General features: G+C 40.6%; 16 protein-coding genes and 1 riboswitch. Of the genes, 9 read left to right on the top strand and 7 right to left on the bottom strand.

Going from position 1 to position 23284, the window contains the following annotated elements; genetic code table 11:
• Window positions 1-222: 222 nt before the first annotated feature.
• Window positions 223-1971: a phospho-sugar mutase gene (locus tag K3T81_RS01810; protein ID WP_238017850.1), complete on the bottom strand. Its 1749-nt coding sequence runs from the start codon at window positions 1969-1971 to the stop codon at window positions 223-225.
• Window positions 1972-2161: 190 nt separating this feature from the next.
• Here K3T81_RS01810 and K3T81_RS01805 point away from each other — a divergent pair, with 190 nt between their 5' ends.
• Complete coding sequence (locus K3T81_RS01805; RefSeq protein ID WP_238017848.1) at window positions 2162-3244, top strand: AI-2E family transporter; 1083 nt, start codon at window positions 2162-2164, stop codon at window positions 3242-3244.
• A 172-nt stretch (window positions 3245-3416) separates the two neighbouring features.
• The gene (locus tag K3T81_RS01800) at window positions 3417-3593 is read left to right on the top strand and encodes an SE1832 family protein (protein ID WP_238017846.1); all 177 of its coding nucleotides are present in this window, start codon (window positions 3417-3419) and stop codon (window positions 3591-3593) included.
• A 92-nt stretch (window positions 3594-3685) separates the two neighbouring features.
• Here the strand turns inward: K3T81_RS01800 and K3T81_RS01795 are convergent, their stop codons facing one another.
• Complete coding sequence (locus tag K3T81_RS01795) at window positions 3686-5548, bottom strand: cation:proton antiporter (RefSeq protein WP_238017844.1); 1863 nt, start codon at window positions 5546-5548, stop codon at window positions 3686-3688.
• A gap of 508 nt (window positions 5549-6056) precedes the next feature.
• Between K3T81_RS01795 and brnQ the strand changes: the two genes are divergently transcribed.
• Together brnQ and recQ are read left to right on the top strand one after the other, a co-directional pair.
• Window positions 6057-7343, top strand: a complete 1287-nt coding sequence (gene brnQ, locus K3T81_RS01790; protein ID WP_238017842.1) for a branched-chain amino acid transport system II carrier protein — start codon at window positions 6057-6059, stop codon at window positions 7341-7343.
• Between the two features lie 286 nt (window positions 7344-7629).
• On the top strand, window positions 7630-9765 hold the full coding sequence (gene recQ / locus K3T81_RS01785; protein ID WP_238017840.1) for a DNA helicase RecQ: 2136 nt from the start codon (window positions 7630-7632) through the stop codon (window positions 9763-9765).
• Window positions 9766-10022: 257 nt separating this feature from the next.
• Here recQ and K3T81_RS01780 read toward each other — a convergent pair whose 3' ends face one another.
• Window positions 10023-11261 carry an aminopeptidase gene (locus K3T81_RS01780; RefSeq protein WP_238017837.1) on the bottom strand — a complete coding sequence of 413 codons (1239 nt, stop codon included), beginning with the start codon at window positions 11259-11261 and terminating at the stop codon, window positions 10023-10025.
• 222 nt (window positions 11262-11483) lie between these two features.
• On the opposite strand from K3T81_RS01780, the gene K3T81_RS01775 reads away from it, so the two are divergent.
• On the top strand, window positions 11484-11813 hold the full coding sequence (locus tag K3T81_RS01775) for a winged helix-turn-helix transcriptional regulator (protein WP_106898090.1): 330 nt from the start codon (window positions 11484-11486) through the stop codon (window positions 11811-11813).
• Window positions 11814-11989: 176 nt separating this feature from the next.
• On the opposite strand, the gene K3T81_RS01770 is transcribed toward K3T81_RS01775, so the two are convergent.
• From K3T81_RS01770 to megL, 4 genes are all read right to left on the bottom strand, one after another.
• A complete protein-coding gene (locus tag K3T81_RS01770) occupies window positions 11990-13417 on the bottom strand; it encodes an alanine/glycine:cation symporter family protein (RefSeq protein ID WP_238017835.1) in 1428 nt (475 codons plus the stop codon).
• Window positions 13418-13527: 110 nt separating this feature from the next.
• Complete coding sequence (locus K3T81_RS01765) at window positions 13528-14049, bottom strand: hotdog domain-containing protein (protein ID WP_106898092.1); 522 nt, start codon at window positions 14047-14049, stop codon at window positions 13528-13530.
• A 127-nt stretch (window positions 14050-14176) separates the two neighbouring features.
• Window positions 14177-15619 carry a cardiolipin synthase gene (gene cls, locus K3T81_RS01760; RefSeq protein WP_106898093.1) on the bottom strand — a complete coding sequence of 481 codons (1443 nt, stop codon included), beginning with the start codon at window positions 15617-15619 and terminating at the stop codon, window positions 14177-14179.
• Between the two features lie 239 nt (window positions 15620-15858).
• Window positions 15859-16977 (bottom strand): methionine gamma-lyase, encoded by a 1119-nt coding sequence (gene megL, locus K3T81_RS01755; protein ID WP_476703934.1) that lies wholly within the window; start codon window positions 16975-16977, stop codon window positions 15859-15861.
• Window positions 16978-17245: 268 nt separating this feature from the next.
• Here megL and rarD point away from each other — a divergent pair, with 268 nt between their 5' ends.
• From rarD to K3T81_RS01735, 4 genes are all read left to right on the top strand, one after another.
• Window positions 17246-18148: an EamA family transporter RarD gene (rarD, locus tag K3T81_RS01750; protein WP_106898095.1), complete on the top strand. Its 903-nt coding sequence runs from the start codon at window positions 17246-17248 to the stop codon at window positions 18146-18148.
• Between the two features lie 121 nt (window positions 18149-18269).
• Window positions 18270-18388, top strand: a riboswitch (SAM riboswitch).
• A 145-nt stretch (window positions 18389-18533) separates the two neighbouring features.
• Complete coding sequence (locus tag K3T81_RS01745; protein WP_238017831.1) at window positions 18534-20282, top strand: PLP-dependent aspartate aminotransferase family protein; 1749 nt, start codon at window positions 18534-18536, stop codon at window positions 20280-20282.
• 81 nt (window positions 20283-20363) lie between these two features.
• Complete coding sequence (gene metX, locus K3T81_RS01740; RefSeq protein ID WP_106898097.1) at window positions 20364-21410, top strand: homoserine O-acetyltransferase MetX; 1047 nt, start codon at window positions 20364-20366, stop codon at window positions 21408-21410.
• Window positions 21411-22381: 971 nt separating this feature from the next.
• On the top strand, window positions 22382-23284 hold the full coding sequence (locus tag K3T81_RS01735; RefSeq protein WP_238017829.1) for an SGNH/GDSL hydrolase family protein: 903 nt from the start codon (window positions 22382-22384) through the stop codon (window positions 23282-23284).

The following is a 23284-nucleotide window of genomic DNA, read 5'->3' as shown; positions in this document are numbered from 1 at the left end:
GTCCGTTGCCAAAATAAGCCGGAGAATATTTCTCGTAATGACGACTTAAATTGTACAGCTACTCCCCTTTAGGAATATTACTTTCTTTATTAAAACGTTTTATGACTAAAAAGTCAATAACAATAGACCCTACCATATATCTAATTATGGAAAAAACTGCTTTCTCTTTGCGGATTTTTATACACATTTTAGGTTGCCCTGATAGGTTTTCGCTATACGATCTTACTTATCATTATCTAAAATAACTGCAATTTTATTGTCCATTGTTTCTTTTAATGCAGCCAATTTTTGCTGGCTATCTTCTCTACTGTCTGTGCAAACTCCATAATAACATTTGATTTTTGGTTCTGTACCAGATGGTCGTAACGTTACCCAACTATCATTGTGAAGAATAAACTTGAGCATGTTTTCTTTTGGAAGTTCGATGGTTTCTGACTTCTTCCCTTCGCCGTCAAGAATAGTGCGCTCACTTACCAAATAGTCCTCTACCTTTTCAATTTTGTAGGAAGCTATTTTCTCCATTGGTTCGTTTCTAAAGCTTTCCATAATGGTAGCAATTTGATCTGTACCTGCTTTTCCTTTCAAGGTCAGGGAAGACATGCCTTCAAGGAAATAACCATGATGATCATAAAGGACGTCCAATGCTTCCAACAATGTTTTGCCTTGTTGTTTCCAATAGGAGGCCATTTCACAAGACATAACAGCAGCCTGTACCGCGTCTTTGTCCCTACTCATACTACTAATTAAGTAACCATAACTTTCTTCATAGCCAAAAATAAAGGTTTCCCCAGTTGCGTCAAACTGATGGATTTTCTCCCCAATATATTTAAATCCAGTTAACGTATTGATTGTTTTCACATTGTAGGCGTCTGCAACAGCTCTTCCTAGTTCTGATGTGACCACTGTTTTGAGCATTCGTGCGCTCTTTAAGACAGTGTGATTGCTGTGAGATAAAATATAATCGAGAAGCAATGCTCCAAGTTGATTCCCTGTTAGCACTTGATACTCTCCATCTTCTCCCTTAGCAGCGACCCCTAAGCGATCTCCATCAGGATCTGTTCCAAGCAGAATATCGGCACCCATTTTCTTACCTTGGGAAATTGCCATCGTAAATGCCTGGTGCTCCTCCGGATTGGGCGAAGCTAATGTTGAAAATTCTGGGTCTGGAACAGCCTGTTCTTCTACGACTTCTAGCTGGTTAAATTGTAATTGTCGCAAGCCATTTACCACAAGGTCATTTGCTGCACCATGTAATGGGGTGAAGACAATTTTTAAATCTTTTTCGCTATCTTGTTCTTCTAAACTCAATTTTGAGATCAGCTTTAATTGTTCCAAATAAGCATTATCTACTTCATTGCCAATCCAATCTAACAATTCCTCTTGCTCTAGGTCTTCCTTTTCCATAACTGGAACAAGCAACTCATCCTCAGTCTTTTGGATTTCCTCAATAATTTGTTCAGCCTGAGATGGTGTAATTTGCCCACCATCCTCATTATATACTTTAAAACCATTATATTCAGGAGGGTTGTGACTTGCTGTAATCATCACACCCGCTACTGTGCCAAAGTAACGTACCGCGAATGACAGTAACGGAGTCGGTCTTAACGACTCAAAAACATGTGTTTTTATTCCGTGTGCCCCAAGTACCTTAGCAGTTTCAACTGCAAACTCCTGTGACATATAACGAGAATCATAAGCAACCACTACACCGCGATCTTTCACATTCACGGTATTCTTTAAAAGATAATTCGCAAGGCCATTTACCGCTCTGCGCACTACATATATATTCATTCGATTCGTTCCAGGTCCTAAAATGCCTCGCATTCCGCCTGTCCCAAATGTTAATTCTTTGTAGAAGGCATCTTCCAACTTTGTCTTATCATTTTCCAAATTCGTTAGCTCTTGTTGCAAAGATAAATCAAGATTTTGAAAAGAACGCCACTTTTGAAAATTTTTTTCCCAGTTGTACATGCATTTTTCCCCCAACATATGTATAGATGTTCAAATTCTAGCATACTTTTATTAATTATTCTATTCCTATAGACAAGGTGTTTAACCTAAAGGAATTTAGGTTAAAATAAAACTTATATACCGCTTTCTATTTCGTTAATAAAACGATAAACTTAAATATATATATTAGATTACGAGAGTAGGGTTAGATTTGGTAAATAAACGTTGGTTTCAGGTTTTAGTATACTTTATATTAGTATTTCTCCTCATCCTTTTAATTTCCGAAACGAATTTTGTATTTGATCCTGTTATCAAATATTTGGGTGCTGTGGCATTACCTCTCATTGGGGCAGGAATTCTCTATTACCTGACAAAGCCTTTAATGCATTTGTTCGAACGTTTTCGTATTAATCGAATTGTATCTATCTTTCTAGTATTCATTGTCCTCATTTTACTGGGATATCTCGTGTGGATCTACATAGCTCCCATAGCGCAAAACCAGTTTAAGAACTTGATAAACAATATTCCGAAAATGGTAGACTGGGCACAAGATATGATCACATATTGGCAATCCAACCAGACAATGATCCCTGAACAAGTCGATACGGCAATTAGCAATTTCACGGATAATCTGCAGTCCCATATCGAAAATGTTTTAAATTACCTGTTTGGCTTTATCGGACAGTTAATTTCGGTTATTGCAGCACTTGTATTGGTACCATTCTTCCTGTTCTTTATGCTAAAAGATGGGGATAGACTCGTACCATTTGTAACCCAAATTTTTTCAAAGAAAAAAGCAAAGAATCTGCGTAGTCTGCTTGGTAAAATCGATGATACCCTGACCGCTTTTATCCAAGGACAGTTAATTGTCAGCTTTGCTGTAGGTGTTCTATTATTTATCGGCTACCTCATCATCAGGTTAGACTATTCCTTGACGCTTGCCTTATTCGCTATGGTGATGAACGTGATCCCTTTTATCGGTCCGTTTATAGCAGTGGTGCCAGCTCTCATCGTTGGTGCTTTCCAAGACCCACTTATGATTGTTTGGGTTTCGATCGTGATGCTGGTTGTTCAGCAATTTGAGAGTAATTTTATTTCGCCAAACGTCATGGGACGCGCGCTTGATTTGCACCCGCTAACAGTTATCACCGTTATCCTTGCTGCAGGTAGTATTGCTGGATTTGTAGGAATCCTTTTTGCAGTACCTTTCTACGCGGTAATAAAAACCATTATCGTTCACTTTTATAAGACTTACCAGAAATCAAAGGACACAAAAGAAGATTCCCTCATATAGAATAGGGAAAGATTTCTAACGAGGCTGGGACATAACGTCCCAGCCTCGTTGTTTTTCATCTTTAACACCCACAACCAAGCTTTTCACAAACTCCTTACAAATGTAGCAATTATTAGATTTGTCTTGTTTTGCAAAGGGGAAATCGGCTACACTTATTAGAGAGGTGATACGGATGAATAAACAAGCATTAGAAGCTAAATTGGATGAGTTAAAGTCAGACTATGTACGTATTCAAAGCGACATGGACAAGCTTGAGTATGTTCGGGGACGTGTCTCTTCAGCTGAGGAGCAGTTAATCAGACTGGAAAAGGAAATTGCAGACATTCGTGAAAGATTGGATGAAGCCTAAATTTAAATGCAGAGCACTGTACTAGCAAGCGATTAATTATATTCTACTGTAAACAGAAAGAGTGGGTACCTTTTTATGGCACCCACTCTTTCTTAGTTTTGATTCCCATTTTGATTGTTATTACGATTTGTTTCCAGCTTTGCCTGTATTTTAGCTTTTTCCTTATTCGGTGGTGTCAAACTTACGATGGTATCCCCTACTACTGGGACAGTGCGCATCTCTTCAGAATAAAACTTAAGTTGACCAGACGGCTTGATTAAATATAAAAATACGGTAGATGGATCTTTATCTTCTACATACTGCTTATAATTATATTGTGCCGTTAATGTAGTCTGACGGAAAATATAATGATTTGCCATTTTATCCGTAAGATCATCCATTGAGAATTTTTTATCGAATAGGATTCTTCCGCCTACCTTAGAGACTATCTCTGAATTCGTACTTTTCCCTTCAACAAACGGACTTATCTTAAAGACATTCGTCCTTCCATACTCTGGCATAAACGTAGTACAGATGAGGGAATTATACGCACGATCGTCTGTCGCAGCAAGCAGATATTCATACGGAATGGTATCCAGGTTATACTCCGTTTGCTCTGACAGCATATTGCCATGATAGAAATTCAAACCAGATTCTCTAACCTTGCGCAATCTTTCCCATGAGGAATCTACAATGATAACTGGAAGCCCTGCTTTTTGTAGTGATTTACCAAGCTCAACAGTAAATCTGTTGGCACCGACGATTAATGTACCAGGTTTTCCTTCCATTGACAGATGGAGCTTTTTAGCAAGCCATCCAATTGAAAAACCATGGGCTAGTACGGTAAAGAACACTAAACCAAAAGTGAGGGTTGTCAGAATTCCTGCATCATCATAACCAGCCTCTTGGAGAACTCCACTAAAGTATCCTGAGACTGTAAGTGCTACAATCCCCCTTGGCGCAATCCAACCTACTAGCGCCTTCTCATTAAAGGATAACCCTGTTCCAATGGTCGAGAGAAAGATCGACAATGGTCTAACGATAAACATCATAAGAATAACGTACCCAATAATATTCGGACTAAAAATTTGCAGAAGGGTTTCCAGTTGTAATGACGCTGTCAGCATGATGAAGATCGTCGAAATTAAGAGAATGGATATATTCTCCTTAAAGTGGCGCATATCCGAAATAGAACTTATCCCCATATTTGCTAATGTAATCCCCATCGCAGTCACGGACAGTAAGCCCGTTTCATGCATGATTTCATCTGCACCTGTGAAACAAAGTATGACGACAATTACAACAGCCGGTGACTTTAGGAATTCTGGAATATGTCCTGTTTCAAACATCCAGCCCATTCCACGGCCACATGCCCAACCAAATATTATGGCAAACAGGGAAGCAGCAAAGAATAGTAATAGTTTTGTACCATCAGGATTATCAGCAGTCATAAATGAGATAATCTCGAAAGCGAATACTGCCAGTAAAGCCCCGATTGGATCTACAATGATCCCTTCCCACTTTAGAATCTTTGCTGGGCGTGGGTTAAGTTTAGATTGACGTAGTAAAGGCATAATAACAGTCGGACCTGTTACAATAAATAAGCCTCCAATTACAAATGCTACTGCCCAAGATAATCCTGCTATATAATGCGCAGTCAGTGATCCTAAAATCCAGGCAATAAATGCCCCAATAGTGGAAATGCGGAATACGGGTTTTCCCAGATCACGCAATTCTTTAAAACTAAGATTTAGGCTGCCTTCAAATAGTATGATTGCTACAGCTACGGAAATAATGGGACTATATAAACTGCCGAAATCTTCTTCAGGATTAAGTATACCTAGGATTGGACCAGCTAGTAGACCAGTTATGGACATTACAACAATTGCCGGCATACGATAACGCCAAGCAAGCCATTGAGAGCCAATCCCGAGAAGACCGATCAGCATAACTTCAAATAATAGTGACGGAACCATGTCATACCCCCTATAGGATAGCGTTAATAATAGTGTGACTTACTTTTCCACACTTTGTAATTCTATATTAATAAGGACATTTTATAGGTCTATTAGGAGAAAGTAAACAATTTTAAACTTATATTTTATCGCTAATGTTATGTACACGCATTCATTTAAATTACAATGGCTGTAAAATCTAGCCATTGACAGCGTGTTTCCCTTCTTGTTACGATTACCTTTGTTTTGCTATCCAAAGTATGGAGAGCACCGTACGTTAAATTGTTTTTTAGCATGAAATGACTTTTTTTGTCAGATAATACAGACTAGAAAAACTAGTATTCACCCTTCTTTTAGGGAAGCTGAACGTTTTTCTTGGACTAAGGATCTTAAAATTTTATACTTTCCTAAAGTAAAATAAATAAGACAAAATGCAGTTCTAACCAGATGCCCTTTTCTCAGAGGTTCGACCTTTCCATTCTCTAGAGGACAGGGCACAACCTATTTTTCTCCCAAGGAGTTATTTTTAATGAATAAGGATAATATTATCATCGGTTTTATGTTATTTGCTTTATTTTTTGGTGCGGGAAATTTAATTTATCCTCCTGTTCTCGGAATAGAAGCTGGCACATCTTATTTTACCGCAATTAGCGGATTTGTTATCACTGGGGTTGGGCTTCCCCTTCTTGCTGTGACCGCCATATCCTATGTTAAAAATGATGCAAGGGAACTTGCAGACAAGGTGCACCCCTTATTTGGTTTGATCTTTACATCTGTAGTTTATTTAGCAATTGGGCCATTTTTTGGTATCCCTCGTGCTGCAACCGTAGGCTATGAAATGTCTATCGAGCCATTTAAGACTGGGTCCCTTTCACTCTTAATCTTTACAACTTTCTTTTTTATACTCGTATTTATATTTAGTCTTAACCCTTCGAAGGTGGTAAATCAGATTGGCAAATACCTGACACCACTGTTACTGTTGGTTATTACTGCCCTCATAGTTGGTGGGTTCTTTCTATTAAAAGAGCCACTTGGTGAACCTAGCGGTAATTACAAAAGCAATCCCTTTTTTAATGGCTTTGTAGAAGGCTATCTTACCATGGATGCTATCGCAGCACTTGCGTTTGGTATCATTGTCGTTAATGCTTACAGGGAAAGAGGGATCCATAGTAGTCGGGCCATTGTAAAGGAAACCTTGAAGTCTGGTTTGGTGACAGGAATTGGCTTAATCGCAGTATACGGGTCAATTGGCTGGATAGGCGCGAAGATGGGCCAACATGGCTCTTTTGATAACGGAGGAGATATCCTTTCTTTTGCTGCTGACACCATTTTTGGAGAATATGGTGTTATTCTTTTAGGTATTATTGTCACCCTAGCCTGTTTTACTACTTCAATAGGGCTAGTCGTTGCATGTGGGCAGTTTTTTTCCAAGGTAACGCCCATTCCATACAAATGGCTAGTATTGATTGTAACGATGGTTAGTTATATTATCGCCAACCAAGGGTTGAACACTATTTTAAGTTTTTCCGTCCCAGTGTTGGTATTCATCTACCCGATTGCCATTGTCTTGATTATCCTTACTTTCTTAAATCAGATGTTTCACGGTTCTCCTTATGTATATCGTTTCGCCATTCTTTTTACAGCCTTTATAAGTCTTTACGATGGCTTAAAGGAGTTTGGTGTACCGCTAACCTGGGCAAACCCATATGTTGCAAACCTGCCTTTTTTCGGTATTGGACTGGGCTGGATCCTACCTGCGATTTTTGGTGTATTCTTAGGTTTGATAATCACACAAATAAAAGAACAAAAGCGCTAAAGCACAAGGCTGTTTGATTATGTGGAACACCCTTTTTTTCAATTTAGCGAACGAGCAGCAATCCCCATATTCCGATAAAGTGAAACTTCAATCAGTGGGGGTTTTTAATATCCCCCACTGATTTTTGGTTGAACCAATCTGGGTGTTAACGTCCGTTTACTCCCACTAAAAACTAACTGTTTCACCTCATGTTTTGAAGTGGGAGTCTTACGGACGGTTCCACCGGGGCAAAACATACTTCTTTATTCACGAATATGTGATAGGATATTTTTAGAGGAGGAGCGTTATGATGGCAAAAGAACAAGAAATTCTGCAGTCTTATTTTGGTTATGAATCTTTTCGCCCTGGGCAAAAGGAAACGATCCAACATGTCTTGCAGCAACGCAATACCCTGGCTGTCATGCCTACCGGCGGCGGGAAATCCCTTTGTTACCAGGTTCCCGGAATGGTTCTCGATGGCACAGCCATTATTATTTCCCCATTAATCTCATTAATGAAGGACCAGGTAGATGCCCTCCAATCATTAGGGATCCCTGCTACATATATAAATAGCTCGTTAACCACTGAAGAACAACAGCAACGCATGCAGGATATTGCTGCAAAACGTTACAAATTTGTTTACGTAGCTCCAGAACGCTTTGAATCATCCTTTTTCATCAATGTAATACGACGTATTCCGTTGTCCCTTATTGCCTTTGATGAGGCACACTGTATCTCTCAGTGGGGGCACGACTTCAGGCCAAGCTATCGTTCGATTGTACCTAACCTAAGGAAGTTACAGTCCGTCCCTGTCTTGATCGCCCTAACCGCCACAGCAACGGGAGAAGTGATTAAGGACATTCAGCAAATGCTGCAGATGGATCATGTTATAAATACAGGTTTTGAACGCGCAAACCTGAACTTCCATCTTATAAAAGGAAAGGACAAGCCTACTTATATACGTTCGTTTATTCAAAAACATGAGGACGAATCTGGTATTATTTATACGGCAACTCGAAAACAAGCAGACGCCTTACATGAGCAATTGACCAAACGAGGCGTTTCGGTATCAAAATATCATGCTGGGTTAAGTGAGACAGAACGGAAACAAGCCCAGGCTGCTTTTATTCATGATGAAACAACGGTCATGATAGCGACAAATGCCTTTGGGATGGGTATTGATAAGTCAAATGTCCGTTATGTTATTCACTATGCCATGCCTATGAATATAGAATCCTACTATCAAGAGGCAGGAAGAGCTGGACGGGATGGGGAGATGAGTGATTGCATCCTACTCTTCTCCCCTCAAGACATTCAATTGCAGAAATTCCTAATTGAGCAGTCGCAAATGGAAGAAGCAGCAAAGCAAGGTGAATACAGAAAGCTACAGGCAATGATCAATTATTGTCACACGCATAGTTGTCTGACTAACTTTATATTAGACTACTTTTCCGATATGCCTTCACGAGAGGGATGTGGTCGCTGTAGTAATTGTCTAGAGCGCCAAGAGAAAAGTGATATTACGGAGGAAGCCCAAAAGATTCTTTCTTGTGTCAAACGGATGGGAGAACGATTTGGTGTAGGAATGACCGCCAAAGTGTTAAAGGGATCCAAGGATAAAAAGATAAGCCAGTTTCAGCTTACCTCGATCTCAACTTATGGCATCCTTTCTTCTTATACTGAAAAAGAACTGACCGAGTGGATCCACTTTTTGATTGCAGAGCAACTGCTTGCTACAGAAGAAGGGAAATTTCCGGTGTTAAAACTTAATCAGCAATCCGTTGATGTATTGAAAGGTAAACGACAAGTATGGATGTTTACTGCACCTATTCCTCAATCTGAGGAGACAGACTATCATGAAGATTTATTTACAGCGTTACGAGCAAGACGGAAAGAATTAGCGGATGAAAAGAACGTTCCACCATATGTCCTCTTTTCTGATGCTACACTGAAGGAACTAAGTCGTTACTTCCCTGTTACGAAAGAAGATATGCTAACCATTAAAGGAATTGGCGAGAAAAAATACGAGCAATATGGAGAAACTTTTCTCCAAGTTATTCAGGAATGGCGCCAAGGTAATCAAGATGTAACAGAACGGGTACGCATTTCGGACACACCTCGAGCAAAGCCACGCAAAGAGAGTGAGGAAGGTCCTAGTCACCTTGTTAGTTATAAATTGTTCCAATCTGGCAAGTCTATAAAAGATATTGCCGCGATGCGAGACCTTTCTAAGCAAACTGTAGAAAGCCATTTATTTAAAGCTTACAAAGATGGACATCCCCTCTTATGGCAAATATTTTTCAATGAAGAGGAAGAGGCAAAAGTCCTTGCAGTACACCAGCAATTAGAAGAACCTAAACTTAAAGAAATAAAAGAAACGCTCGGCGATAGCTTCGACTATACCAAAATCAAAGCAGCCCTTGTAAAGAATGACAAGATGTAATCCTAAGAGAAAGAGGCCATACTTCGAATTAACGAAGTATGGCCTCTTTTTAAATTGAAATAGGAAAGCATAAGATCTTGTTCTCATTGCCGTTCATTAACAGGAATAGCCACGTCCAGCTCCAGCACCCAGAAACTAGGCGACTTCTCGCTCCAGCCGCTACGTGGGCCCGGAGGCTGCGGGTCATGCCGACGTTCCCTCAGGACGAGGCGAACTTAGTCGGCGTTCCTTAATACGGGCGTTTGCGCTTTTGTTTACTATTTTACATTCAATGCCCATGTACCATTACGGAACACGGCTTCTGTAGTTCCATCTGCAAGGACACCGTCAATATCAAGTTGCTCTGAGCCGATCATAAAGTCAACATGTGTAAGGCTATCGTTTACGCCATGCTTATCCAATTGCTCCTCATCCATTGCAGAGCCACCCTTCAAGTTTGTTGGATAGGCTTTACCTAACGCAATGTGAACAGACGCATTTTCATCAAATAGCGTATTATAAAAAATTAACCCAGACTGGGAAACTGGTGATTCATGTGGTACTAACGCAATCTCACCAAAACGTGTTGCCCCTTCATCTGTATCAAGTAAATGCTTCAGTGTGTCTTCCCCTTGCTCTGCTTTAAAGTCGACAACTTTTCCATCTTTTAATGTCAGGCTAAAATTATCAATTAGGCTACCACCATAATTCAATGGCTTCGTGCTAGAAACTGTACCATTAACCCCATACTTATGTGGCATAGAGAATACTTCTTCTGTTGGCATATTCGGGTTGAACGTAGTTCCGCCCTCTGTTACAGCAGACCCACCTTTCCAAATATGTCCTTCTGGAAGTTCCATTTCTAAGTCAGTTCCAGGCGCTCTAAATAAAAGTTTTTTATAATCCTTTTTATTTAAAATCTCCCGCGCTGTTCTCAATGTCTCATTGTGGGCATCCCAAGCTGCTGCTGGGTCTTCCTGATCAACTCTTACAATCTTCACAATAGCGTCCCAAAGGGCCTCTACTGCATCTTCTTTTGTTTTGTCAGGGAAGATTTTTTGCGCCCAATCACCTGTTGGAATAGAGATAATAGACCAAGCAATTCGGTCGTTCATTGTATATTTGCGGAAATTTTTCATAGCCTGTGCTACAGCCTTATTTGCTTTTGCTACTCTTGTTGGATCAATATCTTTAAGCAAATCAGGATTTGTAGAACGGATATTTAATACCGCTGCGCCATCCTCAGCAAAGCTGTCATGTAATTGGACCTTCCAATCTGGATAGGACGCAATCACTTCATCTGGTGCATTTTCATATTTTAACAAGGTCAGTTCATCATCAACCCAATTAATATGTACATCTTTAGCACCCATTTCATAGGCTTTACGGACAACAATTTTAGTGAAATCCGCTCCCTCTAATGGTGCATTAATCATTAACGCTTGGTTTTTTTGTAAATTAACTCCTTTACGAAGCGCTAAATCTGCATACTTTTCTTTTGTTTGTTGACTAACCATCCTTCTACCTCCAATAAATAAATTTCGTATACCGTTATTATTTCATAAAACGAAAGAAATTACCAAAATAACTTTTCAAATAGTACGACTATAATCCACAATTCTTATCTCTATTTACGGCCAATAAGAGTTGTGTTATGATAATAAGAAGGTAGTTACTTTTTGTAATTAATGTAGATTTATTAGCTTTAGAGCATATCGTCGTAGAGTGAGGTGATGATCATGGAGAAATTATGTCCACGTTTTGAAAAGGCAATGGGACTTCTTAGCACACGCTGGGTTGGTTTAATACTATCTGATTTGCTCGGTGGGACAAAGCGTTTCTCGGAGATGGAATCTGACTTACCTATTAGCGGACGATTACTCTCTGATCGATTAAAAATGCTCGAAAAAGAAGGAATCGTAAAGCGAAATATTTATTCAGAGTTCCCTGTTAGAATAGAGTATTCTCTTTCAGATAAAGGAAAGGCTCTTGAGCCAGTGATACAAGAGATTCAATGCTGGGCCGACAATCATGTTACAGAAGAAGAATTGAATACAGAATGTGAGTAAACTGGACGGCATTTGCCGCCCTTTTTTTATATGTTAGGAAAGTATAGAATTTTGGCTAGGAAGCAATGAACGTCGTTATTTCACAGTATTTACACCATCAAAACAGACAAAAAGCCGATCGACTTCGAATGATAGTTTCGAATCACGATCGGCTTTTTCTTTACTAAGCTTTTACTTTATTTTTCTTTGTCAGAGCTCTGATCTCTGCCCCAAAAAGCAATCCCGTCTTCATCTTCAAGTGTATCTCGGTAGAAGACAGGATCCTTACCGGCTTTAAGTTGTGTTATATAATCCTGTAATACCCGGTTGGCAATCTTAAATAACCGCGTTATGGCATATAGGTTAATAAGAGCCATTACTGCCATGGCCAAATCAGCCAAAGACCAAACAAGATCAAATGCAGCGACCGCTCCAAATACTACCATAAGCAATACGGCTACACGGTAAAGAAACATCACCAAACGACTGTTTTTAATATAGGCAATATTGCTTTCGCCATAATAGTAATTCCCTAAAATAGAACTGTAACCAAATAACAGAATAGCGATGGCAATAAATGTACTTGCCCAATCACCTATATGGAAAGCAAAAGCATCTTGGGTTAGCTGAATCCCGTCAAGATCTTCTTTCCCCTCATAACCACCTGCTGTAATAAGAATGAATCCTGTAGCACTACAAATAAGGATCGTATCAACAAACACTCCGAATGCTTGAATAAACCCTTGCTTTGCCGGATGTGTTACCTCTGCAGTGGCAGCAGCGTTGGGCACACTACCCATACCTGCCTCATTGGAAAATAGCCCTCTTTTAATTCCCATCATTATCGCAGCACCAAATCCACCACCAGCTACTTCTCGAATTCCAAATGCGTTTGTAAATATGATCGAAATCATATCAGGTATTGCGGTGAAGTTAGTTAGAAGTATATAGACAGAAATAAAAATATAGAGTATAGCCATTACTGGTACGATGACTTGAGACACATTGGCAATGCTTTTAATTCCGCCAAATATGACAATAGCGGTAAAGACGAATAAAATCCCTGCAAGTAAACCCTTATTCAAATCATATTGTTCAGAAAAAGCTAAACTAATCGTGTTGGATTGTACCGAGTTAAAAATAAGACCGTATGTGATCGTAATAATAACGGCAAAAGCAATAGCTAGCTTACGGTTTTTTAATCCCTTTTCCATGTAATAAGCTGGCCCGCCACGATATTGATTTTTCTCCGGAACTTTATAAACCTGTGCCAACGTACTCTCTACAAACCCAGAAGCTGCTCCTAGAAGTGCGATGAGCCACATCCAAAATACCGCTCCTGGACCACCTGCTGCAATTGCTGTAGCAACCCCTGCCATATTACCTGTTCCGACACGTGATGCGGCACTAATGGCAAAGGCTTGGAATGCAGATGTCCCCTTTTTACCAGACGCGCTTAACGTTCGCTTGTCGAAAAGGACCCGGATCATTTCTGGAAAATAACGAAATTGGACAAAACCTGTTCGAATGGTAAACCATAAACCAAGTCCGATTAAGACAACTATTAATATGTAGCTCCATAGAACATTGTTTATATCACCAATAATATTTTCTAATAATGCCATGTGATTATCCTCCTTGTTGTGTTGGTTGCTTAGGGCTCATATACCCCTTTTTTCGACTATGCGAACCTACAGACAACCAAATCGAAAAGAAGCCCCGTTATAAAGGCTTCTTATCTCTCTTTGTTCCAAGGAAAACTTGTACCGAATTCCTCCGCCAGCTCCTTGGATTGTTTTCTTCTTTCTTTACGATGGGCTGCACGAAGAGCCCCATTTTCATGAAGCTTTTTTTCATGTTCCGTTACAGGGTAGACTTGCGGAACCGGTATAGGAGTCCCGTCTTCATCAATCGCAACAAAGGTAAGAAAAGCAGTGGTACACACTTTTCTTTTGCCAGTCAGCAAATCCTCTGTTACAGCCTTCACAAATACCTCCATGGACGTATTATGTGTCCATGTTACAAAGGCTTCCATACAGATGGAGTCGCCTTCCTTAACAGGCTGTAGGAAATCTACTGAATCCGTAGAAGCTGTCACAACTAGTTGCCTAGCATGCCTGACAGCAGCAATTGCGGCCACATCATCAATATGGGCCATCAGTTTTCCTCCAAATAGGGTGCCATGTGTGTTCGTATCTGGTGGTAATACATGGGATGTCTTTACTGTTAGCGATTCAGAGCATGGCTTTCTATTCACAGCACTTCCTCCTTCATATTCTTTCATTTTACTTAAGTATAGAAAATAATTGTTTTAAAACGTATTGATATATATTACCACAAGTCATTGGATGGGCAAAAGCCCATCCCCATCTCTCTTTAGTATTTTACAAAACAGGCGATAATAGTCGTGAAATAGATTCTTTAAAGCGAATCCCAAGAGAACGCTGGTCATAAAGCTTTTTCGTCATTTGTGTAGAGTGTTCAATATCATTGTTAAATGCCTCGACTAGCCTTTCGGTTACCCCTTTATCATAGAGAAAAGCATTTACTTCAAAATTTAAACGGAAACTGCGAACATCAATATTTGCCGTTCCCACAGAGGCTATTTTTCCATCTACTACAATGGTTTTAGCATGCAGAAAGCCATTTTGATAAATATAAATCTCTGCTCCTGCATTTAATAAATCGCCAATGTAGGAAAGGGTTGCCCAGTATACAAAAGGATGGTCAGGCTTATTCGGAATCATAATTCTTACTTTCACCCCTGACAGTGTCGCAATTCGTATGGCGTCTCGCAAACTGTCATCAGGAATAAAATAGGGGGTTTGAATGTATATATATTCTTTAGCTGACATAATCATTTTGATGTAACCATTTTTAATTTGTTCCCACTCAGAATCTGGCCCACTGGAGACGATCTGAATCCCGACATCTCCCTTATGGCTATGGTTATAGTATCGTTCATCGTAAAAAATATGATGTCTTGAAGCCTGATTCCAATCTAGTATAAAACGTGTCTGCATATTTGTTACCGCATCTCCGCATATCCTTAAATGGGTGTCACGCCAATATCCAAACTTTTTGACTGTACCAAGGTATTCATCCCCAATATTAAATCCCCCAGTATAGCCCACTTTCCCATCAATAATGGCTAATTTACGGTGATTCCGATAATTTATTTTAAAATTGATCTTCGGTATCTTTGGCGGAAAAAAGGCTTCTACTTGAGCGCCAGCCCGACGAAGTCTTTTTATGTATCTGGGTTTTAGCGTTCTGGAACCCATGTCATCATAGAGCACCCGAACTTCAATTCCCTCATTAGCCTTCTTGATTAATACGTCTGCAATTCTATCTCCTAGTTGATCACTTCTTAAAATATAGTACAGAAGATGTATATGATCGGTAGCTCTCTCCATATCCTGGATTAAAGCATCAAACTTTTCCTTACCGTCTGTAAAAATATCCACGGTATTATCTTGGGTAAAAATAGCATCATCATTGCGTAGATGTAGATAAACTAAATCTTCATACTCGGCGATCTCCTCATGCTTAAAGCTAAAGTTATTTCTTTCCAGGGCCCGCAGTTGGGATTGGACAGCAGTCTTTACACCGAGACGACTTTTCGTGTCCCAAGTGAAAATTCTACGTTTACTTATTGGCTTTCCAAAAATTAAGTAAAGAAAGAACCCGATAATCGGAATAAACAATAATACCATCAACCACGCCCACGTAGAAGTGGCATCCTTTCTTTCCAAAAAGATAATGGAGATGCCTAGCGCAATATTAAAAAAGATAGTTAGACCTAATAATAAGGATATGATTTCCATATGTAAGGCTCCCTCCAAAACTCTGCTCACGGTCTAAAACGGATCATTTATATAATATAGCACATCTTTCCATATACCGTCATATGGGTACCATGCACCTATCCCATCTTATATATTTACCCTCAGAGCTTGAAGATTATGCCAGGAAAAAACGACAAGCAAATAGCGCCTAGTTAAAAACAAAAACGAAGAAGCCGAGAAAAAACCCTCACAGAGTGCCTCTGTAAGGGGTATCAATACTATATTTTACTTAGTGCCTGTTCCAAATCATGCCAAATATCTTCCCATGCCTCTAATCCCGCTGAAAGCCTTATAAGCTGATCAGTTATCCCCATCTCCATACGAGTGTCTTCTGGGATAACCGCATGTGTCATTGTTGCCGGATGCTCAATTAATGTCTCCGCATCCCCTAAGCTTACTGCAATTTTTATAAAAGTGAGATGGTTAAGCAATGTTTGGGCGTCCTTTTTTGAACCATAAATCTCAAATGAGAGGACCCCGCCTCCGCGTCTCATCTGTTCATCAAAATTCTGCTCCTTCATCTGGGCACTAAATGGATAATAAACAGCCGATATCTTAGGATGGTTCTCGAGCAGTCTTGCAATCTTTTCTGCATTATCACAATGCCGGTCCATTCGGATAGGCAATGTTTTCATACCCCGAAGAAGCAGCCATGCATCAAATGGAGAAATAATGCCTCCAATATCTTTCTGTGTTGTCATGGCAACTGAATCAAGAAACGCTTTCTTTCCTACTACTAGACCTGCTATCACATCACCATGCCCACCAATATACTTGGTAGCACTATGAACTACGATGTCACAGCCAAGTTCCAGTGGTCGCTGTAAATAGGGTGTGGAGAATGTATTGTCGACCACAACAGGAATATTATACTCCTTTGCTATATCTGCAACCATTTTAAGATTAATTAACCGGATCGTCGGATTAATTGGTGTTTCGACATAAATACATGCTGTTTCTGGTTTTATTTTTTCTCGGATACTCTCTTCAGTATCCATTACTGAAAAGTCATGGCTTATCTGGTACTTCTCTTGTAGCATAGATAAAAGGCCGTAGGTACAGCCATAAAGCCCTGAAGAACATAGAATATGATCGTTTGCTTTTGTTAGAGCAATTAGCACTGAAGACACAGCAGCCATTCCTGAAGCAAAAGCTAGACCACGTTCAGCCTGCTCTAATGAAGCAATTCTCTCTTCTAGAATCTTTACTGTTGGATTCCCTAGCCGTGAGTAAATGTAGCCCTCTTCCTCCCCTGCAAACCGCCTTTCTCCTTGTTCTGCGGTAGCAAATGTGAACGTGGAGGTCTGGAAAATAGGTGGTGTCAGACTCCCCAGCATATCCTTTGCGTCATAGCCCTGGTGGATAACTGCTGTTTCGATATGTTGATCGTCTTTCTTCACAAAGATCCCCCCTGAAATGATTTCTTATTCTACTACTATCTTATTCTATTCACACTCTTTTTGAAAGCGTTTTCTTATAACTACAATCATGCTTTTTGCTTTTTAGATCAGACTCTTTTAAAATGGAGTTTATTTGATAAAAGAAGTTTAGGAATTACTGCAGTAATACACGGGGGACAAATTTGTATAGAAAAGAAGGGTTGGCATGAACGCAAAACAGGAACAAACAGGCATTCTACTAACTGCAGGGGCATATTTACTCTGGGGTTTTCTACCGATCTACTGGAAGGCAGTGAATCATGTATCTGCTGGTGAAATTCTCGCACACAGAATCGTATGGTCGTTCGTCTTCATGCTAGTACTCATTGCCTTGCTAGGAAAGTGGTCCACCGTACTCAAGGAATGCAAAGCAATCTTGACCAACAAAAAGCAATTAATTGCTGTGATTTTTGCATCCATTATGATTACACTCAACTGGCTGACCTTCATTTGGGCTGTGAATAGCGACCATGTTCTTCAAGCAAGCCTTGGCTATTATATTAATCCATTAATTAGTATATTACTCGGTATTCTCGTGTTAAAAGAAACCCTGACAAAAAGACAGCTGGTTTCCTTTATTCTTGCAGGTGCGGGTGTTTTATTTTTAACAGTCAGCTACGGGGTTTTCCCTTGGGTATCCTTATTGCTCGCTATGAGCTTTGGGCTATACGGATTATTTAAAAAGAGATTAAATGTAGGAGCTTTTGCTAGTTTAACAATTGAAACAATGTTTATTACACCAATAGCTATCCTTTATTTACTGATTATCCCGGAAAATATTTTTCAGGCTAATACTTTCTTTACGTCCTCCACCTTGCTACTCATTGGCGCAGGAATCGTTACAGCAGTTCCGTTACTTTTGTTTGCAGGTGGAGCAAGAAGAATACCGCTAGCCATGATTGGGTTTCTCCAATACATTGCTCCGACCATTATGTTGGTTCTCGGTGTGTTTGTATATAATGAAACCTTCACTACTGCTCATTTAATCGCATTTTCTCTTATCTGGATAGCCCTCATCAACTATATGCTATCAACTTATTTCCCTTTTCGAAAAAGGGCGAGAGAATAGACCGTATGTCACTTAACAAGAGGTTCTTGCCTCTTGTTTTTTTACTATACAATTATTTTCAATAAACGGTTGACAATCGCGTATAATTGGTATTATAATGTGAATAATTTAAAAATTAAATCTCTTATCAAGAGCGGTGGAGGGAATAGGCCCTGCGAAGCCCGGCAACCTGAAAGCAAACCTTGTTTGCTTCCGATGGTGCTAAATCCTACAGATCATCTTGGATCTGGAAGATAAGAGGAGGAACGTGAATAATACGCCCTCTTCTTAGGAAGAGGGCTTTTTATATTCCCCCCTCCTCCCCCAGACCGGTTACACTGCAAACTGCAGTCTTACATCGAACAGCTGTTGACTGGCAGTCCATAATCTTAAAGGAGGAATTTACATGTCATCATTTACTTACCAACAGGATGAAACAACGTTACTTCACGGAGGACAGGTGCCTGATCCATCTACCGGGGCAAGGGCTGTACCCATTTATCAAACAACTTCTTATGTGTTCAATAATACGGAGCATGCACAAAACCTATTTGGTTTATCAGAAGCGGGTAACATTTATTCACGGATAGGGAACCCAACGGTTGATGTATTTGAACAACGAATTGCCCAACTGGAAGATGGAGTTGCAGCTGTAGCTACGTCATCAGGTATGGCCGCAATATCCTTTGCAATATTAAACATTGCCGGATCTGGAGATGAAATTGTTGCAGACAGCAATTTGTATGGTGGTACCTACAACTTATTTACTCACACGTTGCCGCGCTATGGAATAACTGTAAAATTTGTAGATGGGACCGATCTTGAAGAAATCAAGAATGCTATAACAGACAAGACAAAAGCTATTTTTGGAGAAATCATTACAAACCCTAGTCTAAATATCTTTGATGTAGAGGCTGTATCAGCCATCGCTCACCAGCATGGCATCCCGCTCATTATTGATAACACGTTTGCACCGTACTTAACCAAGCCACTTACTTGGGGAGCGGATGTCGTTGTCCATTCAGCTACAAAATGGATCGGTGGACATGGAACAACAATTGGTGGTGTTGTGGTTGACGGTGGCCGCTTTAATTGGAACAATGCGAGATTTAAAGGGTTTACTGAGCCTCAGGAAAGCTATAACGGATTACGTTTTATTGATGTCGGGGCAGCCGCCTTTGCGACAAAATTACGCGTAGAGCTTTTACGTGATATTGGAGCGTGTTTAAGCCCACAAAGTGCCTTTCAGTTATTACAGGGACTGGAGACATTACATTTGCGAATAGAAAAACACACTAAAAATGCTCAAGAAATTGCTGCGTACCTAGCCGATCACCCTGCTGTTGAATGGGTAAACTACCCTGGTCTACAAAACCATCCCTCTCACCAGCTAGCTAAAAAGTATTTAAAAAACGGATATGGTTCTATCATAACGTTTGGCATAAAAGGTGGCCGGGAAGCTGGCCGGAAACTGATTGATTCCATATCATTATGGTCACATGTAGCGAATGTGGGGGATGCGAAGTCGCTCATTATCCATCCAGCCTCGACTACCCACCAGCAGCTTAACCCAGAAGAGTTGAAAAGCTCCGGGGTGTCGGAAGAGTTAGTTCGATTATCTATCGGGTTAGAAGCTACTTCTGACCTGCTAAGCACATTGGATGAGGCGATCAATCAGGCTGTTGGTAAAACAACGAACCAAAAACCTTCGGAAAAAGATGCAATAGAATGGCTCGTCAGATCTCCATTCGACCGAAGTGATGGGACAGTAAGACAAAAAGCAATCGCAGTTTATACTGAAGGAAACAATAGAGAAGTGAATAAAACAATTGAACAGCTTAAAGCACTCGGATTCCTTGTTCCAACAATCCAGCAGGAAATCAACGGAGAAGAGAATCGTTTTACTCAGTTAGCAGATGTACCTTATCAAGTAGACGCTGTCTATGTAGATCACAACGTCCTTCCATCTGACACTTTAGAACAATTCATAAATAAGCAAAGCAGTATCTTATGGGTACGTTATGCAGAGGGCCATACACAACTTATCGAAAATGCTGAGGCAACCGGGATTACAGTTGTCTCTGGAAATACCCCCTATGATGAATTCATCCGCTTAAGGGGAGGGCTTCCTGAGAGTGTGATTGCAGGAGTGTGAGAATGGAAATTTCCTGGGAGGTTATCTTGTGATAAATGAATCAACCAAAGCACTACTCTTCAAGGGTAAGGAGGGCGTTTTATGACAAATTCCCAGAGAACGGTTGCTACTACTGGGGACATCACCATTGGACCACTCCTCCTCACTTCTGGGGAGCTGCTTGAGGAGGTTTCTCTCCGTTATGAGATTTCCGGACCAGAGGGTGCTCCTTTTATTCTTGTATGCCACGCCTTAACAGGGAACCAGCATACAATTGGAAATGATAAAAATCCCGGCTGGTGGAGTGGTCTTATTGGCGAGAGTATGTATGTTGACACAGACGCCTATCAAGTCCTCACCTTTAATGTACTTGGTGGTTGTCATGGCTCAACAGGTCCCACCACTATTCATAACAAGACCAATGCGGCCTACCGAAGTCATTTCCCTGACATCACGGTTAGGGATATGGTCCATGCTCAACACAAGGCATTGACAATAATGGGTATCCACCACCTTGCTGCCGTGATGGGAGGATCACTCGGAGGTATGCAGGTAATGGAATGGGGACTCCTCTATCCAGATAAAATGGATAAACTCATCGTTCTTGCCTCTACTCCAGTGTTTACAGACTACGGGATTGCTTACAACCATATTGCTGAAACATCCATTAAACAGGATCCCGCCTGGAAAAATGGCCAGTATGAATCGAACCATTCATTAAAAGGATTGGAAATTGCTAGGATGATTGGCATGGTCACCTATAGAAGTGCTACCTTGTTCAATCAGCGTTTTGATCGAAAAGGTAATCAACTTAAATATGACGTTAGTAGTTATTTAGACCACCAGGGAAAAAAATTGACAGAGAGGTTTGATGCGAACAGTTATTTGACGTTGCTCCGTGCAATGAACGAGCATGATATTGGAAAGGACAGAGGTGGTTGGGAGGTTGCCGCAAGAAGTATGAAGCCTCCCCTGCTTGCAATAAGCTACGATAGGGATTTAATTTTTGAGCCCTCCTTCATGAAACAGTTCGTAAGCGAAGTGGCAAATGGAAGTTACTTTCACGTAGATACAGAGTTTGGCCATGATGGTTTTCTAACAGAATTCAACAAATGGGGACCTGTGGTCGAACACTTCCTAAACAATTAATATAATAGCTTGCAGAAAAACAGGTTTATCTTTCTGCAAAATGGGGGAAAATAAAGATAACCCCTTTTCTTTCACATATCGCCTTTTAAAAGGCGATTTTTCTTTGATGTTAAAAGAAAAGCTCAGAGCGCACGAAGAGCGACGTACGAACTGGACTGAGCCGTAGGAGATAAAGGAATCACGATGAGGTACGAATCGATGATGACTTATTGTACGGAGGTGAAGGAAGTTGCGCTAGTCGCTGTGCGCTCTGAGCTAGACAAAGAAAAGCGCAGAGCGCACGTATTAAGGAAGGCCGACTAAGAACGCCACGTCCTGTGGCTACGCCGGCATGACCCGGATCCTCCGGGCCCACGTACGAACTGCGCCTGGCCATGCCAGGTGGCTCCGTGTTGCCACGCAAAGTGGCGATTTTAATGGAGCATTCCTACGTAGGAGATAAAGGAATCATGCCCCTGCAAAAGGGGTATGTCGGCGTTGGCCGCAAAGGCCGCTATTAGTCGACCGACCTTAATTGTCGAATCGATGATGACTTTCACCCTCCGGGTATAAGGGTGACTAAGCCTCTGGTTTTCACCAGTCGGCAAGTCTTCTTTATCGTAGGGTGATGCGTGAAGTCGCCTAGTTTTTGCCGCTCGAAGCTAGACAAAGAAAAGCGCAGAGCGCACGTATTAAGGAAGGCCGACGAAGTTCGACCCGTCCTGGGTTAACGATCGGCATGACCCGGATCCTCCGGGCCCACGTTGCTCTTCTAACCTAGTATTCCTACATAACATACAAAAGAAGTTGTCCACTTCCTAAATGACGGAATTCATGAGATAATCTAGTGTGATATTTTAGAAGTACTAGCCTGACAACATGTAATACAGGCCTATCTTGCATAGGATAATATGAAACCAACAAATTAATCTGTTGGAACTTACACTCCCTGACATGTTAAATAAATTCAAACAGCTAGGTGTGGGATATTGATGAAAAAACGTAATGTAATAATACTTATTTTGCTCTCCGTTCTTATTATCGGTATCGGCATGGTTGTTATCTATTCTTACCAGCCTAACTCGCAATTTAAAGATGTAACTATTATGGAAAGCGAACTGCCGGAAGAAGAAAAAGAGGACCTTGAAAAAGAAGAAGAGGAGCAGACTGAACAAGAGTCAGCTAGCGAAACAGAACAAAAGCCCCTTTCAGAGATCGTTGTTAATGTCGTAGAAAGCACCTTGGAGTTCTTTTCATTAAGAGAGACACATGTAACGGCCATCGGTGATTCGCTCACCCAGGGGGTTGGGGCGACAAATGAACAAGGTGGGTATGTCGGAATATTGGACCGTTCCATTAACAAGGAAGAGGATCTTGTAGCAATTGATAACCTTGGGATACGTGGAAATCGATCAGATCAGTTACTCTCTAGGTTAGAAGATCCCGAGGTGGTCGACTCCATACATCAGTCAGACATTGTCCTCATTACGATTGGTGCGAATGATATTATGCAAGTGGTAAAAGAAAATTTCACCAATCTAAAAATGGAAGACTTTGATGAAGCACGGGACTCGTACGAAGATAGATTAAGGAAAATCTTTTCTAAAATCCACGATATTAGTCCGAAATCTCAAATATACTTGCTAGGTTTTTACGATCCTTTTAGTAAATATTTCCGAGAAATTAAGGAGCTTAGCGTTATCGTTGAAGAATGGAATGGTACTAGTCGTAAGGTCACGGAGGAACTGGATAATACAATGTATATTCCAACGAGAGATCTTTTCGAAGGGTCAGAAGCTGATCTGTTTTCCGAAGATAACTTTCATCCCAATGATAAGGGATATAAACGGATTGCTAAAAGGGTGCTTGAATATCTAACAAGTGAAGAAGGATGA

The organism is Oceanobacillus jordanicus (genome assembly GCF_022095695.1).
Taxonomy (GTDB): domain Bacteria; phylum Bacillota; class Bacilli; order Bacillales; family Amphibacillaceae; genus Oceanobacillus_B; species Oceanobacillus_B jordanicus.
Note: the sequence above shows the minus strand (reverse complement) of the source record. Positions and strands in the feature narration are given on the sequence as shown.